The sequence below is a fragment of the Bradyrhizobium dasycarpum genome, assembly GCF_042019905.1.
Classification (GTDB): domain Bacteria; phylum Pseudomonadota; class Alphaproteobacteria; order Rhizobiales; family Xanthobacteraceae; genus Bradyrhizobium; species Bradyrhizobium japonicum_B.
The window spans coordinates 3,688,040-3,703,813 of record NZ_CP169574.1; the positions used below are offsets into that span (position 1 = coordinate 3,688,040).

Genomic DNA, 15,774 nt, shown 5'->3' on the forward strand with positions numbered 1-15,774 from the left:
TCTCAGCTGTAGATCTCGAACAGGCCGGCGCCGCCCTGGCCGCCGCCGATGCACATCGTCACCACGCCCCACTTGGCCTTGCGGCGGGCGCCTTCCTGCAAGAGGTGGCCGGTGAGACGGGCGCCGGTCATGCCGAAGGGATGGCCGATCGCGATCGAGCCGCCGTTGACGTTGTACTTGGCGGGATCGATGCCGAGCTGGTCGCGGCAGTACAGGCACTGGCTGGCGAAGGCCTCGTTGAGCTCCCACAGATCGATGTCGTCGATCTTCAGGCCGGTGCGCTTCAAGAGCTTCGGAATCGCGAACACCGGGCCGATGCCCATCTCGTCGGGCTCGCAGCCGGCGGTGGCCCAGGCGACGAAGCGGCCGAGCGGCTTGAGGCCGCGCTTCTCGGCGTCCTTGGCTTCCATCAGCACCACGGCCGCGGCGCCGTCGGAGAGCTGGCTGGCATTGCCGGCGGTGACGAACTTGCCGGGCCCCTTCACCGGCCTCGAGCTTGGCGAGACCTTCCATCGTGGTCTCGGGCCGGTTGCACTCGTCGCGGTCGACGACATAGTCGACGATGCTCTCGGCCTTGGTCTGCTTGTCGACCACCTTCATCCTGGTCTTCATCGGGACGATCTCGTCCTTGAACTTGTTCGCCTGCTGGGCCGCCGCCATGCGGCGCTGCGATTCCAGCGAGAACTCGTCCTGGTATTCGCGGCTGAGCTTGTAGCGCTCGGCGACGATGTCGGCGGTGTCGATCATCGCCATGAAGATGTCGGGGGCGACCTTGAGCAGTTCCGGATCGACCGATTCCTTCGGCGTGCCGCCGCCGGGAATCGAGATGCTTTCGACCCCGCCGGCGACGATGCAGTCGGCACCGTCGGAGCGGATCGAGTTGGCGGCCATCGCGATGGTCTGCAGCCCCGAGGAGCAGAAGCGGTTGACCGAGACGCCGGCGGTGGTCTTCGGCAGGCCGGCGAGCAGCGCGGCCTGGCGGCCGATGTTCGGCGCGCCATGGGCGCAATTGCCGAGATAGCAATCCTCGACATAGTCCTTGTCGACGCCGGCGCGCTCGACCGCGTGCTTGATGGCGTGGGCCGCCAGCGACATCGGCGGCGTGATGTTGAACCCGCCGCGGCCGGATTTTGCGAGGCCCGTGCGCGCATAGGAAACGATGACGGCTTCACGCATGTGTTTCTCCCTTGTCGAACGATTTTGAACGGAGCGTCCTGATCCCATTGGTACACAAAGTCGGGAGATCGCGGGGAAAATAAAACGCCGCCTCCGGCGAAGGAGGCGGCGTTGTTCCGCGGGTCGGAATATATGCTGTTCGTCATTCCGGGACGGCTCGAAGAGCCGAACCCGAAATGACGATTGATCAAAACGTCAGCGCCTTGGCCTGCTTGACCTGCGGCAGCGCCTGCACCTTGGCGAGTAGGTCCGCTGGCACCGCGCCGTCGACCTCGACCAGGGCGATGGCATCGCTGCCGGGCGCGACGCGGCCGAGATGGAAGGTGGCGATGTTGAGCTTGGCGTCGCCGAGCAGGCTCGCGAAGCGGCCGATGAAGCCCGGCTTGTCCTCGTTGGTCACGTAGATCATCGACTTGCCGAACTCGGCGTCGACCCGGATGCCCTTGATGTCGACGAGGCGGGGCTTGCCGTCGGCATAGACGGTGCCCGAGACCGACCGCTCCTGCCGCTCGGTGGTGACGGTGACGGTGATCAGGCTCTCATAGTCGCTCTGGGCGGCGCGCACGATCTCGTCCACGACCATGCCGCGCTCCTTGGCGACGACGGGCGCCGACACGACGTTGACCTCGCCCAGCATCGGGCGCAGCAGGCCGGACAGCACGGCCGAGGTGATCGCCTTGATCTTCATCTCGGCGACGTGGCCCTCGTAGGTGATCTCGACCTTGAGGATGCCGCTCTCGGTGAGCTGGCCGGCGAACGAGCCGAGCTTCTCGGCGAGCGAGATGAACGGCTTCAGCTTCGGCGCTTCCTCCGCCGTGATCGAGGGGAAGTTGACCGCGTTCGAGATCGCGCCGGTGAGCAGATAATCCGACATCTGCTCGGCGACCTGGAGCGCGACGTTCTCCTGCGCTTCGGTGGTGGAGGCGCCGAGATGCGGCGTGCAGATCACGTTGGGATGGCCGAACAGCACGTTCTTGGTCGCGGGCTCCTCGACGAAGACGTCGAAGGCGGCGCCGGCGATGTGCTTGGAGTTGAGCGCATCGACCACCGCCTGCTCGTCGACGAGACCGCCGCGGGCGCAATTGATCAGGCGCACGCCCTTCTTCATCTTGGCGATCGCGGCCGCGTCGATGATGTTCCTGGTCTTCTCGGTCAGCGGGGTGTGCAGCGTGATGAAGTCGGCCCGCTTGAGCAGGTCGTCGAGCTCGACCTTCTCGACGCCGATGTCCCTGGCGCGCTCCGGCGACAGGAACGGGTCGAAGGCGATCACCTTCATGCGCAGGCCGAGCGCGCGGTCGGCGACGATCGAGCCGATATTGCCGCAGCCGACGACGCCGAGCACCTTGCCGGTGATCTCGACGCCCATGAAGCGGTTCTTCTCCCACTTGCCGGCCTGGGTCGAGGCATCGGCCTGCGGGATCTCGCGGGCGAGCGCCAGCATCAGGGTGATGGCGTGCTCGGCGGTCGTGATCGAATTGCCGAACGGCGTGTTCATCACGATGATGCCCTTGGCCGTGGCGGCGGGGATCTCGACGTTGTCGACGCCGATGCCGGCGCGGCCGATCACCTTCAGCTTCGCCGCCTTCTCCAGGATCTTGGCGGTTGCCTTGGTCGCCGAGCGGATCGCAAGGCCGTCGTAATTGCCGATGATCTCGGCCAGCTTGTCCTTGTCCTTGCCGAGGTTCGGCTGGAAGTCGACCTCGATGCCGCGATCCTTGAAGATCTGTACGGCGGCGGGCGAGAGCGCGTCGGAAATGAGAACTTTGGGTTTGGTCATGGGATGATCCGTGGTGCGTGCTGCATTTACGGCACGTCATCCGCGGGCTCGACCCGCGGATCCATCTCTCTTGATTGATGGATGGCCGGGTCAAGCCCGGCCATGACGAGGATTGGGTTTGCTTACGCCGCCTTGGGCAGAGCGGCCTTGGTCTCGGCGAAGGCCCAGTCGATCCACTGCGTCAAGAGCTCAACGTCCCTGGCTTCGACGGTGGCGCCGCACCAGATGCGCAGGCCCGCAGGCGCATCGCGGTAATAGGCGAAGTCGTAGCCGGCGCCTTCCTTCTCGACCAGCGCAACCAGCTTCTTGGAGAACTCGGCTTGCGCGTCCTCGGACAGCGAGGTGATCGCGGGATCGGTGAACTTGAGACACACCGAGGTGTTGGAGCGGATCGAAGCGTCCTTGGCCAGGAAGTCGATCCAGGGCGTCTTCGCCTTCCAGTCGGCCAGCACCTTGGTGTTGGCGTCGGCACGCGCGATCAGCGCCTTGAGGCCGCCGATCGACTTGGCCCAGTTCAGCGCATCAAGATAATCCTCGACGCAGAGCATCGAGGGCGTGTTGATGGTCTCGCCGACGAAGATGCCCTCGTTGATCTTGCCGCCCTTGGTCATGCGGAAGATCTTCGGCAGCGGCCAGGCCGGCTTGTAGGTCTCGAGCCGTTGCACCGCGCGGGGCGACAGAATCAGCATGCCGTGTGCGGCTTCGCCGCCGAGCGCCTTCTGCCAGGAGAAGGTGACGACGTCGAGCTTGGCCCAGTCGAGCGGCTGGGCAAAGGCTGCGGACGTCGCGTCGCAGATGGTCAGGCCTTCGCGGCTCGCGCTGATCCAGTCGGCATTCGGCACGCGTACGCCGGAGGTGGTGCCGTTCCAGGTGAAGACGACGTCGCTGTTGGGATCGACCTTGGAGAGATCGGGGATTTCACCATAGGCTGCGTTGAGTTTGGTGACGTCCTTGAGCTTCAATTCCTTGACGATGTCGCTGACCCAACCTTCACCGAAGGATTCCCAGGCGAGCGTGGTGACGGGCCTTGCTCCGAGCAGCGACCACAACGCCATCTCGACCGCGCCGGTATCCGAGGCAGGCACAATGCCGATGCGGTAATCGGCGGGCACCTCGAGCACTTCGCGGGTCAGATCGATCGCGAGCTTGAGCTTGGTCTTGCCGACCTTCGCGCGATGCGAGCGGCCAAGCGCTGCGTCCTTGAGATTTTGGGCGTTCCAGCCGGGGCGCTTGGCACAGGGGCCGGAGGAGAAGTGCGGCACGTTCGGCCGCGAAGCGGGCTTCGCTACAGTCATCGTCTACCCTTCCAGATAGTAAGCCTCCCGTTGGGGGGAGGTGTCCCGCCGCGGCTGATACGGGAATCGGGCAGAGCAGTCAAGGAAGTTCCGGCGTCTCACGCTGGAGTGAGGGCGCGTCCGGTGCGATATCGGGGGATTCCACGACCGCGAGCGCATTCAGCAAGTCCGTGGCCTCGCTGATCAATTGCGCGGCGCGGCGGCGGCTGCCGACCTTCAAAATGCATTTGTCGTTGGCCTGCACGACATAGTCGTTGCCGACCTTGATCATGGAATAGCTTGTCATCGAAATCCCCGAACCGACCGAGCCCGGTTTCTGACGCTGCGTAGCACCGTTCGTTCCTTCATCAACGTGAACGACCGGCGGGTAGTTTACCGCCTCTTAACACGAACGAATGCGCGCTCTGAATTTGCTGATCGTGCAACGCTCGCGCGCTGCTGGCTCAAAAGCGGACGGTCATACCGACGTGACTCGCCGTGAATCCAAGCCGCTTGTAGAAGCGCTGCGCGTCGGTTCGCGTCTCGTGCGTCAGCAATTCGACCAGATTGCAGCCGCGTGCCTTGGCCTCCGCCACGGCCCATTGCACCAACTGCTCGCCGATGCCGCGGCTGCGACAATCGGTGGCAACGCGCACGTCTTCGAGCAGGCCGCGACGGCCGCCTTGCGAGCTGATGCCCGGCAGGATCGCGAGTTGCAGGCAGCCGACCACCCTGCCCTCGGCCTCGGCCACCACCAGCGCGAGATTCGGATCGCGCTCGACCCGCGCGAACGCGTCGTAATAGGCGGCGGGCAGCGGATCCTCGACGCGCTCTCGCGCGCGGCCGAGATGATCGTCGGCCAGCATCGCCACGATCGCGGGAACGTCGTCGCGGCGTGCGCCGCGAATGGAGACGGTGCTCATGTCGAAAACTCCAAGCTCAGCGCGCCGGCGGAAGGCCGAGAAACGCCTCGACGTCGCCGATCCAGCGGCGGACGGAGGCATACTTGCCGAGGTCGAAGCCGCCTTCGTGCGCCACGCGGGTATAGGCGAGCAGCGAGACGTCGGCGAGCGAAACCGCTTCGCCGGCGAAGAAGCGGCTGGCCGCCAGATGCCGCTGCATGCGGTCGAGCGCCGCATAGCCGCGCTTGACCTTCTCGGGGTCGAGCTCGGATGCGTCCTTGCCGAGATAGACGAGCAGGAAGCGGCACACCGCGATATAGGGCTCGTGGCTGTACTGCTCCCAGAACAGCCATTCGTCCATCTTCGCGGCCGTAAAGACGTCGCGCGGAACGAGCGCGCTGTCGCGGGCGAGATAGCGGATGATGGCATTGGACTGCGCCAGCGTGCGGCCGTCGTCGAACGCGACCGTGGGCACCTGGCCGGCGCCGTTCATCTCAAGGAATTGCGGCGTGCGCGTCTCGCCCTTGCGCGTGTCGATCTCGACCCATTGGTAGGGCAATGCGAGATGATCGCAGACCCACTTCACCTTCAGACAGTTTCCGGAATTGCTGTCGCCGTAGACCTTCATCGCCGCCGCCCCGTTATGGAGCGACAGAGCATCAGGACGGGGCGAAACTGTCAACCGCGGCGCGGCGACCTCGCGTCAGAACTTGTAGCCGAGGCCGGCGCGGACGGAGTGGATGTTCGATTCGATGTCGGACGTCACGCGCTGATATTCATATTCGGCACGGGCGAACAGTCCGCCGACCAGCATGACGTCGACGCCGGCGCCGGCGGAGTAACCGTAGACCAGCTTGGTCTTGGTTGCGAACGACGTCGGCGCTGGCGGCAGGGTCGGTACCGGCGAAGCCGAGACGGTGCGCTCGACGGTCTGGCTGCCGAGGCCGCCACCGAAGAAGGCGTAGGGCAGGAAGCATCCCCAGGCGTAGCCGGCGCGCATGCGCAACGAGCCGAAATCGGAGATGCCGACGACCGCCGATGAATCGGTGGTGGCAAGCAGCGCGCCCGTGGTGGAGTCGAATCTCTGGCCGACCGATCTTGACGTCGACTTGAAGCCGCCATGAATGTAGTTCGCCTCGACGCTGAGAACGACATCGTCCCATTGTCCGTTGTTGCCGGCGAAGACGCCCCAGCCGGCGCTGCTGCTTTGCGCGCTGGCGAGACCCAACCAGGGGTAATTCCCGGTCGGCCTCCAGGTTGCCTGAAGGTCGCTGTTGATGCTCGAGGCGATCTTTGATGTGACCGTGCCGTACTCGCCCTGGCCGCCGACATAATAGCCCTGCCAGTTCGGCCGGACATTGGTCAGGCCGTCGGTGAAGCTGCCGCGCAGGATCGGCAGGTCAGGCATATCGGCCGCGTGCGCGGCAGACACCGTCCCCAACATCGCTGCCGCCACCATCAGCCTACGCATAGAACGCTCCATCCGACTCGAACAGTTGCGATGATCATCGCCTGTTAACCTTAACCAATGGTTGCGTCAGGCGCGCTCGTCGCCGTCGGACCATGAAAAATGCGCACAGCAAAACGGCGCGGGATGATCCCGCGCCGTTAAGAGACGTTAAGCGATTGAGCTGCCGATCAGCCCTTGGTGACGAGCGGCGGCGGCATGTAGGCCGGCGGGCTGTTGAGATCCCAGCGCACGCCGAGCTTGACGTCGTGCGAGGTGATGTCCTTGATCTTGATCGAGGTCGCACCGGAGGCGCTGTTGTCGAACAAGCGATAATTGCCGGGCGCGCCGTCGCCGAGGTTCATGTAGCTGTAGGCCAGTTCGACCGTGAAGCCGGGATTGACCTTGTAGGCCAGACCGGCGTGAGCGGCCCAGGCCAGGTTCCACTTTCCGTTGTCGGCGAAGTAGGCGACGCTGTTGTTGAGACCGGGGCTGTACGAGACGCCGTCGTCGCGGAAGCCGCTGATCTTGTTGTAGGAGCCGCCAACACCGGCGCCGATGAACAGGGTGATGCACCACCAGGTGCCGAGATCGACATAGGCGTTGGCCATGACGACCCACTCGGACTTGCTGCCGCTGTAATTATTGACGCCGACGAAGCCGGGTCCGACGACATTGTCGCTGCCGTGCAGATTGGCCTTGCCGCGATACTGGCCGATCACGTCGGCGCGGAACCAGCTGTTGAAGCGATAGCCGGCGCCGAGACCGAACAGCGGCGAAGAGTCGAAGCCGAGGCCTTCCGTCGTCTTCGAATACCCGGCCGGCAGGGCGCTTTCGATGCGCTTGGCGCTCTGGTTGGTCATGCCGATGTCGCCGCGCAGATACCAGCCGCCGAAATCGGCGGGCGGAGCGGGCGGAGCGTACATGGGAGGGGGCGCCGCGATCGGCATATCGGCGGCGAAAGCCATCGACGAGATCAGGGTTGCCGCACCCGCGGCAAGGAGAGACTTAACGCTACGCATTGGCTTCGTCCTTTTGGCCGGTGAGGCAAATACGCAGGCCTCACGTTCTGGAAACTCACGGAGCGGACGATGCCAGCAAATGTTTAAGCGCCACTTAACCCTAATTTTTAAGGTTGATTTTTTCTCTACTCTCGCGCGCACGGCGCCTGAGCGTTGCAGGAATGCCGCATCACGTGCGGCGGCTCGAGCGCAATTGCTAACGATCGGTGAAAGTGCTCTGCAGCGGGAGAGGAAGCGTTAACGGGTGTGCCGCGGCAGCTTGGGCAGGAACACCGCAAGCAGGCCGATCGCCGGCAGATAGGCGCAGACCTGGTAGACGAACTCGATCGAAGTGTGGTCGGCGAGCTTGCCGAGCACGGCGGCCCCGAGGCCTCCGATGCCGAAGGCGACGCCGAAGAACACGCCGGAGATCATGCCGAAACGATGCGGCACCAGCTCCTGCGCGAACACGATGATCGAGGACGTCGTCGAGGAGATGATCAGGCCGATGACGATGCTGAGCACCGCGCTGCCAACGAGCCCGGCATAGGGCAGCGCCAGCGTGAACGGCAGCGCGCCGAGGATCGAAATCCAGATCACGATCTTGCGGCCGAAGCGATCGCCGAGCGGGCCACCGAGAAACGCGCCGACCGCGTTCGCCGCGAGAAAGATGAAGAGATAGATCTGGGCTGCCTGCGTCGACACACCGAAGCGGTCCATCAGATAGAAGATGTAGTAGCTCGACAGGCTCGAGACGTAGAGCTGCTTCGAGAACAGCAGCGCCACCAGCACGAGCAGCGCGACGGCGACGCGGCGCGAGCTCGGCGCCTCGGGATGCGCCTGAACCGCAGCCGTTTTCTTCGCCTTGATCTGCGGCGCGTACCAGCGGCCGATACGCCACAGGATGAGGATCGCCAGGAACGCGATCGAGGAGAACCAGGCGATGCTGCCCTGCCCGAACGGCACCACGATCAGCGCCGCCAGCACCGGCCCCATCGAGGTGCCGAAGCTGCCGCCGAGCTGGAACACCGATTGCGCAAAGCCGTAGCGGCCGCCGGAGGCGAGCCGCGCGATGCGCGCGGACTCCGGGTGAAACACCGCCGAGCCGAGGCCAACCAGCGCGGCGGCGACGAGGATGACGAGGTATTGCTGCGCGGCGCTGAGCAGCAGCAGGCCGAAGAAGGTCGAGGCCATGCCGATCGCCAGCGAGTAAGGCTGCGCCTTCTTGTCGGTGTAGTGCCCGACCACGGGCTGCAGCAGCGAGGCCGTGAACTGGAAGGCCAGCGTGATCATGCCGATCTGCGCGAAATCGAGCGCGTAGGTGTCCTTCAGGATCGGATACACCGAGGCGATCAGCGACTGCATGGTGTCGTTGAGGAAGTGCGAGAAGCTGATGCCGGCGAGCACGATATAAGCCGGCCCCGCCGCCTTGGCGGCGGGTGCCACGTCAGCGACGACGACGGGCTCGGTCAGCGTTTCCTCTGAGACGACGACAGGCTTGTTCAATGCAGCGATCCCGGCGCGGCGTACCGCCGCGACCTGCTAGGTACGATGCTGGCGGCGGCCGATCCACCGTCAATCGCAAATGGCTGGGATGCGCGGGTTTCTGACCGATCCGGGACTGCTTTACCCTCCCCTGGAGGGGGAGGGTAATAAGAACGATCTCACGCCGCGGCCTGGCCCAGCGCGGAGACGATGGTGTCGACGACGTCCTCGACCAGGATGCGGTCCTCGCCCTCGCCCATGACGCGGATCACCGGCTCGGTGCCGGAGGAGCGGATCAAGAGGCGGCCGTGGCCGTTGAGCCGCTTCTCGCCGTCGGAGATCGCCGACTTGACGTCGGAATCGTCGAGCGGCTTGCCGCCCTTGTGGCGGACGTTCTTGAGAATCTGCGGCAGCGGATCGAAGCGATGGCAGACCTCGGACACGGGACGGCGCAGCTTCTGCACCACCGCCAGCACCTGCAATGCCGCCACGAAGCCGTCGCCGGTGGTGGCGTAGTCGGACAGGATGATGTGCCCGGACTGCTCGCCGCCGAGATTGTAGCCGCCGCTCAGCATCTGCTCGAGCACGTAGCGGTCGCCGACCGGCGTGCGGACGAGATCGAGCCCCTGCCCGTTCAGGAAGCGCTCGAGCCCGAGATTGGACATCACGGTGGCGACGATGCCCGGCCGCGACAGCCGGCCGTCTTCCTTCCAGCTCTGCGCGATCACCGCGAGCAGCTGGTCGCCGTCGACGACATGGCCGCGCTCGTCGACCAGGATGACGCGATCGGCATCGCCGTCGAGCGCGATGCCGATGTCGGCGCGCATCTCGCGCACCTTCTTCGACAGCGCTTCCGGCGAGGTCGAGCCGCAATCCTTGTTGATGTTGAAGCCGTCGGGCTCGACACCGATCGGCACGACGTCGGCACCGAGCTCCCACAGCGCTTCCGGCACCACCTTGTAGGCGGCGCCGTTGGCGCAATCGATCACGACGCGCAGGCCGTCGAGCGAGAGGTCACGCGGCAGCGTCCGCTTGGCGAATTCGATGTAGCGGTCGTGCACGCCGTCGATACGGCGAGCGCGGCCCAAGCTGGCACTCTGTGCCAGCCTCTTGTCGAGCGATTCGTCGAGCAGCTGCTCGATCTGCCGCTCGACGTCGTCGGAGAGCTTGAAGCCCTGCGGGCCGAACAGCTTGATGCCGTTGTCCTCGAACAGATTGTGCGACGCCGAGATCATGACGCCGAGATCGGCGCGCATCGACTTGGTCAGCATCGCGACCGCCGGGGTCGGCATCGGGCCGACCAGCAGCACGTCCATGCCGACCGAGGTGAACCCGGCGACCATCGCGTATTCGATCATGTAACCGGAGAGGCGGGTGTCCTTGCCGATCACGACACGGTGGCGGTGGTCACCGCGCTGAAACGCAAGGCCTGCAGCCTGGCCGACCTTGAGGGCGAGCTCCGGCGTGATCAGTCCGTTGGCGCGGCCCCGAATCCCGTCCGTCCCAAAATATTTGCGGCTCATATCGTCCCCCAACGCAACGATCAGGGAGTCCCCTCGACAACCACGGGCTGCCCGAACAGGCCCCGCATCCCTGATTTGCTGGGGTCTTATAATGCCTGCAGGGCTAACTTGGCTTCAAAAAATATGATGAATCATTACGGAACCAAGCCCGCCGCGATTCCGATAACGTCTTGTTAACGCTCCATTTCCCGCGATCCTGCCGGAATCGGGCGGAACCGGCTAGCTGCTGCGTTTGACGTGGCCGTCCTCCCGGCTCGGCGCCGGCTGGGTGACGTTGACGGGGTCGGAGCCCGGAAAGGTCTCTTCCAGCCCCTCCTCCAGCGCTTCCTCGAGATCATGCTTTTCCTTGATCTCCTCCGGTGAAGGTCCGGCGTGCGGCTTGGTCATGGCGGCCTCCTGCAAAACCTCGCGCAAACGATTTGGCTGTGCATCCAACCATGCTAGATGACCTCGAAATCTTCCGATGCAAGACGCTTGGGGGCCGGGGAAACGAGCATGAAACATATCACCTGTATCGACGACCTTCGCGCCCTGCATAAGCGCCGCGTGCCGAAGGCGTTCTTCGACTATTGCGACCGCGGCTCCTATGCCGAGGAGACGCTGCGCGCCAACCGCGAGGACATGCAGGCGATCAAGTTCCGCCAGCGCATCCTGGTCGACGTCTCCAGGCGCGACACCTCGACCACGATCCTCGGCGAGCCCTCGACCATGCCGCTGATGCTCGCGCCCGTGGGCCTGCTCGGCATGCAGCACGGCGACGGCGAGATCCACGCCTGCCGTGCCGCGCAGGCCGCCGGTATCCCCTTCACGCAATCGACCATGTCGATCTGCTCGATCGAGGACATCGCCGCCAGCGTCGAGAAGCCGTTCTGGTTCCAGCTCTACGTCATGAAGGACCGCGGCTTCATCAAGGAATTGATCCAGCGCGCGATCGCGGCCAGGTGCAGCGCGCTGGTGCTGACCGTGGACCTGCAGGTGATCGGCCAGCGCCACGCCGACATCAAGAACGGCATGACGGTGCCTCCCGAATGGTCGCTGTCGAAGCTGCTGGATTTCGCCAGCAAGCCCAGCTGGGTCTCCGGCGTGCTGCAGGGCAAGCGCCGCACCTTCGGCAACATCGCAGGCCACGTGAAGAACACCGAGGACCTCAACCGCCTTGCCGAATGGACCGCGTCGCAGTTCGACACGTCGCTGAGCTGGAAGGACGTCGAGTGGGTCCGCAGCATCTGGCCGGGCAAGCTGATCATCAAGGGCATCCTCGACGTCGAGGACGCCGAGGAAGCCGCCAAGACCGGCGCGCAGGCCCTCGTCGTGTCCAACCATGGCGGCCGTCAGCTCGACGGCGCGCCGTCCTCGATCGAGGTGCTGCCCGAGATCGCGGATGCGGTCGGCGAGAAGATGGAGATCATGTTCGACGGCGGCATCCGCTCCGGCCAGGACGTGATGCGCGCGCTCGCGCTCGGCGCCAAATCCTGCATGATCGGCCGCGCCTATGCCTATGGCCTCGGTGCCGGCGGCCAGGCCGGTGTCGCCAAGGCGATCGACATCATCCAGAAGGAGCTGCTGACCACCATGGGCCTGTGCGGCGTCAACCGGATCGACGAGATCGACGATCATATCATCGCGATGTGAGCGCGCAGACGCCGTCGGGCCCACCACCTTGAGTGAAAAAAGACGTGGGCACGGCGCTGGTGCGCCTTTGCCCACCCTACGACGCTACGGAAGCGTCCCTCGCCTCACATCGGCGGCGTCAGGCCGTCGCGGCCGACGCTGACGCGGCTGGTCTCGAACGAACCATCCGGCAATTGCTTGATGAAGGCGATGACCTTGGCACCCGGCTTCAACTCGGATTTGTCGCTCGGCACGAAGGTCACGACCGGCGTGTTGTCGGCGACGAACACCTTCTTCTCGCCGTCCTTGTACTTGACCAGCAGCGTATGACCGTCATTGCTGACGACGCTTTCCGCTACCGTCGCATTGGTCATGCTGGAATTCGGCTTGAGGTCCCAGGGCCGCGAGCCTTCGCCGGTGCCGCGCATGCTCTCCGGAAACACGTGGACCTCGACCGCGTTCTGGCTGCCGTCGGGCCCCGGCACGGTGGTCGCGCCGATGAACGAACCCGGCTTGACGTCGGCGAGTGAAATCCTGGTGATCCCCGATACGTTCACGTCGGAAGCGAGGCGGAGTTTCACCTCCTCGCCGCTGCGTGACTTGACCTGCAGAATGTCGTTGCTGACTTTCTCGATGGTGCCGCGCACGCGCGTCGGCACCGGCGCTCTCTGAGCAAGAGCGCAGTAAGTCGATATGGCCACCATCGCGACGGCGATCAGCGGACGGGTCAAAGTTGCACGTTGCATAGACATGACGGTCTCCGATTGTCCCCACGGAAGGAGAACTCCGAAGCACCTGCGCTATTCTCTCAAGTCTTTGTGAGATCGGCCTCGACCAACGCGCGCAGCTCGGCCGTGACTTCGGGCCGGCGGCCGAACCACAGTTCGAAGCCGCGCACCGCCTGATGCAGCAGCATGCCGAGTCCGTCGGCGGTCCTCAGGCCGCGCGCTGCTGCGGCGGCGAGCAGCGGCGTCACCAGCGGAACATAGACGAGGTCGGCGACGACGGCCGCCTGCGGCAGGCGCGCGACATCGACATCGAGTGACGGCTGGCCGTGCATGCCGAGCGAGGTCGTGTTCACGAGAAGTTTTGCGCGCGGCAGGACGTCGTCGATGCCATCCCATTTCACAGCATGCACGTCGGGCCCGAACTGCTCTGCCAGCGCCTCGGCCCGGGCGACGGTGCGATTGGCAACATGCACGCGCTTGATGCCGCGTTCGAGCAGCCCGAATACGACCGCACGCGAGGAACCGCCGGCGCCCAGCACCAGCGCCTCCTCGGCCGCATCCCAACCGGGCGCGCTGGCGTCGAGATTGCCGATGAAGCCTTCGACGTCGGTATTGGTCGCGTGCAGTTCGCCATCGGCAAACCACAGCGTATTGGCCGCGCCCACGGCCTTGGCGCGGGCGTCGGGCGTCGACAGCGCCAGCACGCTCTCCTTGTGCGGGATGGTGACGTTGGCGCCGACGAAGCCGCGCAGCGACAGCCGCAGCACGAAATCGCGCAAGTCCTCGGGCGGAACCGCCTCGATGACGTAGCCGCCTTCGATGCCCAGCGTGCGCAGCCAATAGCGATGGATCAGCGGCGAGCGCGAATGCGCGGCCGGCCATCCGATCAGACAGGCTGCAGGCGTTCTGGGCGCGGTCATCTTTCCCTCGGGGTCGTATTCCGAGGCGATCCATTTCGCGTCGCGCCCGCTCTGTCAAGCGGCCGCCACGAGCCCGGTCAGCCCGGCCGGTGCGTGAACGGCCGTGCCGTCAGCGCGCGGCGCTCCTCGCTTGCGCCGCCCTTGATGTCGGCGATCGCGCGCTCGAGGCTCTGGCGATAGCGCGCGCGCGGCGGCGTCACGCCATGGGTGAGCAGCGCGCGGCGGACGGTCGGCGAAGCTCCCGTGATGAACAGCCTGATGCCCTCGCGGTGGGCCTTGGCGGCGACGCGGCCGAGCACATTGGCCGCCGTCGAATCCAGGAACGGCACCGCGGCGAAGTCGACCACGAAGGCCTTGCGCTTGTCGGCGACGGCGTCGAGCACGCTTCCGATGGCCGAGGCCGCGCCGAAGAAGAACGCACCGGTGATGCGATAGACCAGCACGTCGCGATCGACCGCAAGCGCGGGATCGTAGGGAACGCGGTCGCCATTGCCGTCGTCGGGACGGTCGGCGACGGCCAGCGGCGAGCGCTCCTCGATGCCCGCCATCTCCGCCATGCGATGGATGAACAGCACCGCGCCGAGCGCGAAGCCGACCAGGATGCCTTCGGTCAGGTCGCGGAAGATCGTCAGCAGGAAGGTCGCGAGCAGCACGACGGCATCGCCCCACGAGGAGCGCAGCAAGGTGCCGAACTCGTGCTTCTCCGCCATGGTCCAGGCCACCACGACCAGCACCGAGGCGAGCGCGGCGAGCGGGATGTAGCTCGCAAGCGGCGCCGCAATCAGCATGAACAGCAGCAGGAAGACCGCATGCAGCATGCCCGCGAGCGGCCCGCGGGCACCGGCGCGGATGTTGGTGGCGGTGCGCGCGATCAGGCCGGTGACGCAGATGCCGCCGAACAGCGCCGAGCCGATATTGGCCGCGCCTTGCGCCACCAGCTCGCAATTGGAGCGGTGACGGCGCCCGGTCATGCCGTCGGCGACCACCGCAGACAGCAGCGATTCGATCGCAGCCAGCAGCGCGAACGCGATCGCGTCCGGAAGCACGGCGGTCGCCTTCGCAACCGAGAACGCGGGCAAGGCCGGCGAGGGCAATTCGCGCGGAATGCCGCCGAAGCGCGAGCCGACGGTCTCGACCGGGAGCGAGAACACCGCGCACGCGACGGCCGCGAACACGACCGCGATCAGGATACCGGGCCAGGACGGCCGCCAGATCCGCAAGGCCGCGATGATGGCGATGCTGACGACGGCGACGGCGACCGCGGATGGATTGAGGGTATCGAGGCCGCCGGCGAGCGCGAGCAGCTTGGGCACGAATTCGCTGGGCTCTTTGCCCGCGAGCGTGATGCCTGCGAGATCGCGGAGCTGGCTGGCGAAGATGATCACGGCGATGCCGGCGGTGAAGCCGACCGTCACCGGATAGGGAATGAACTTGATGTAGGTGCCGATCCGCAACAGCCCCGCGGCGATCAGGAACAGGCCTGCCATCATGGTGGCGAGGATGACGCCGTCGACGCCATGGCGCTCGGCGGTCGCGGCGACCAAGACGATGAACGCGCCGGCGGGGCCGCCGATCTGGAACCGGCTGCCGCCGAGCAGCGAGGCGATGAAGCCGCCGACCACGGCGGTGTAGAGGCCGCGGTCCGGCGTCACGCCCGAGGCGATCGCGATCGCCATCGACAGCGGCAGCGCCACGATCGCAACGGTCAGGCCCGCGAAGACGTCGGCGCGGAAATCCTCGAGGCCGTAGCCTTCACGCCAGACGGTGACGAGCTTCGGCAGATACAGTTCGGCAAAGGTCGGCTGACGCGGCTGGTGCAGCCGTTCCGCGTGATCGCTCGTGATGCTCATCTCGGCAAATTGCTCCGCTGCCCCTCGTTGCTCCCAAGCATCGTGCGTCCCGTGTTGCGACCGATGCGCCAGCCATCCTG

General features: G+C 65.5%; 14 protein-coding genes and 1 pseudogene. 1 reads left to right on the forward strand and 14 read right to left on the reverse strand.

Features of this window, described 5'->3' with window-relative positions:
• Positions 1-2: 2 nt before the first annotated feature.
• The 11 genes and pseudogenes from ACETMP_RS17775 to ACETMP_RS17825 all read right to left on the reverse strand — a co-directional run bounded on the left by ACETMP_RS17775 (position 3) and on the right by ACETMP_RS17825 (position 10,972).
• Positions 3-1,176: pseudogene (locus ACETMP_RS17775) on the reverse strand (thiolase family protein).
• Between the two features lie 187 nt (positions 1,177-1,363).
• Entirely contained in the window at positions 1,364-2,953 is a 1,590-nt protein-coding gene (serA, locus tag ACETMP_RS17780; RefSeq protein WP_375157201.1) for a phosphoglycerate dehydrogenase, read from the reverse strand.
• A gap of 122 nt (positions 2,954-3,075) precedes the next feature.
• The gene (locus ACETMP_RS17785) at positions 3,076-4,248 is read right to left on the reverse strand and encodes a phosphoserine transaminase (protein WP_375157202.1); all 1,173 of its coding nucleotides are present in this window, start codon (positions 4,246-4,248) and stop codon (positions 3,076-3,078) included.
• Positions 4,249-4,327: 79 nt separating this feature from the next.
• A complete protein-coding gene (locus tag ACETMP_RS17790; RefSeq protein WP_257182512.1) occupies positions 4,328-4,534 on the reverse strand; it encodes a hypothetical protein in 207 nt (68 codons plus the stop codon).
• A gap of 157 nt (positions 4,535-4,691) precedes the next feature.
• Positions 4,692-5,150, reverse strand: a complete 459-nt coding sequence (locus ACETMP_RS17795; RefSeq protein WP_375157203.1) for a GNAT family N-acetyltransferase — start codon at positions 5,148-5,150, stop codon at positions 4,692-4,694.
• A gap of 16 nt (positions 5,151-5,166) precedes the next feature.
• Positions 5,167-5,757 carry a glutathione S-transferase family protein gene (locus ACETMP_RS17800; RefSeq protein WP_375157204.1) on the reverse strand — a complete coding sequence of 197 codons (591 nt, stop codon included), beginning with the start codon at positions 5,755-5,757 and terminating at the stop codon, positions 5,167-5,169.
• 75 nt (positions 5,758-5,832) lie between these two features.
• On the reverse strand, positions 5,833-6,600 hold the full coding sequence (locus ACETMP_RS17805; protein WP_375157205.1) for an outer membrane protein: 768 nt from the start codon (positions 6,598-6,600) through the stop codon (positions 5,833-5,835).
• Between the two features lie 167 nt (positions 6,601-6,767).
• Positions 6,768-7,598 (reverse strand): outer membrane protein, encoded by an 831-nt coding sequence (locus ACETMP_RS17810; RefSeq protein ID WP_375157206.1) that lies wholly within the window; start codon positions 7,596-7,598, stop codon positions 6,768-6,770.
• A 237-nt stretch (positions 7,599-7,835) separates the two neighbouring features.
• Positions 7,836-9,083 (reverse strand): MFS transporter, encoded by a 1,248-nt coding sequence (locus ACETMP_RS17815; RefSeq protein ID WP_375157207.1) that lies wholly within the window; start codon positions 9,081-9,083, stop codon positions 7,836-7,838.
• Between the two features lie 158 nt (positions 9,084-9,241).
• Entirely contained in the window at positions 9,242-10,585 is a 1,344-nt protein-coding gene (glmM, locus tag ACETMP_RS17820; protein WP_375157208.1) for a phosphoglucosamine mutase, read from the reverse strand.
• A gap of 219 nt (positions 10,586-10,804) precedes the next feature.
• The gene (locus ACETMP_RS17825; RefSeq protein ID WP_167772118.1) at positions 10,805-10,972 is read right to left on the reverse strand and encodes a hypothetical protein; all 168 of its coding nucleotides are present in this window, start codon (positions 10,970-10,972) and stop codon (positions 10,805-10,807) included.
• Between the two features lie 108 nt (positions 10,973-11,080).
• On the opposite strand from ACETMP_RS17825, the gene ACETMP_RS17830 reads away from it, so the two are divergent.
• Positions 11,081-12,217, forward strand: coding sequence for an L-lactate dehydrogenase (locus tag ACETMP_RS17830; RefSeq protein WP_375157209.1), 1,137 nt, complete (start codon positions 11,081-11,083; stop codon positions 12,215-12,217).
• A gap of 104 nt (positions 12,218-12,321) precedes the next feature.
• On the opposite strand, the gene ACETMP_RS17835 is transcribed toward ACETMP_RS17830, so the two are convergent.
• The 3 genes from ACETMP_RS17835 to ACETMP_RS17845 form a co-directional block, all read right to left on the reverse strand.
• Complete coding sequence (locus ACETMP_RS17835; RefSeq protein ID WP_375157210.1) at positions 12,322-12,948, reverse strand: hypothetical protein; 627 nt, start codon at positions 12,946-12,948, stop codon at positions 12,322-12,324.
• 56 nt (positions 12,949-13,004) lie between these two features.
• On the reverse strand, positions 13,005-13,844 hold the full coding sequence (locus ACETMP_RS17840) for a shikimate dehydrogenase (protein WP_375157211.1): 840 nt from the start codon (positions 13,842-13,844) through the stop codon (positions 13,005-13,007).
• 77 nt (positions 13,845-13,921) lie between these two features.
• Complete coding sequence (locus ACETMP_RS17845; protein ID WP_375157212.1) at positions 13,922-15,694, reverse strand: SulP family inorganic anion transporter; 1,773 nt, start codon at positions 15,692-15,694, stop codon at positions 13,922-13,924.
• Between the last annotated feature and the right edge of the window lie 80 nt (positions 15,695-15,774).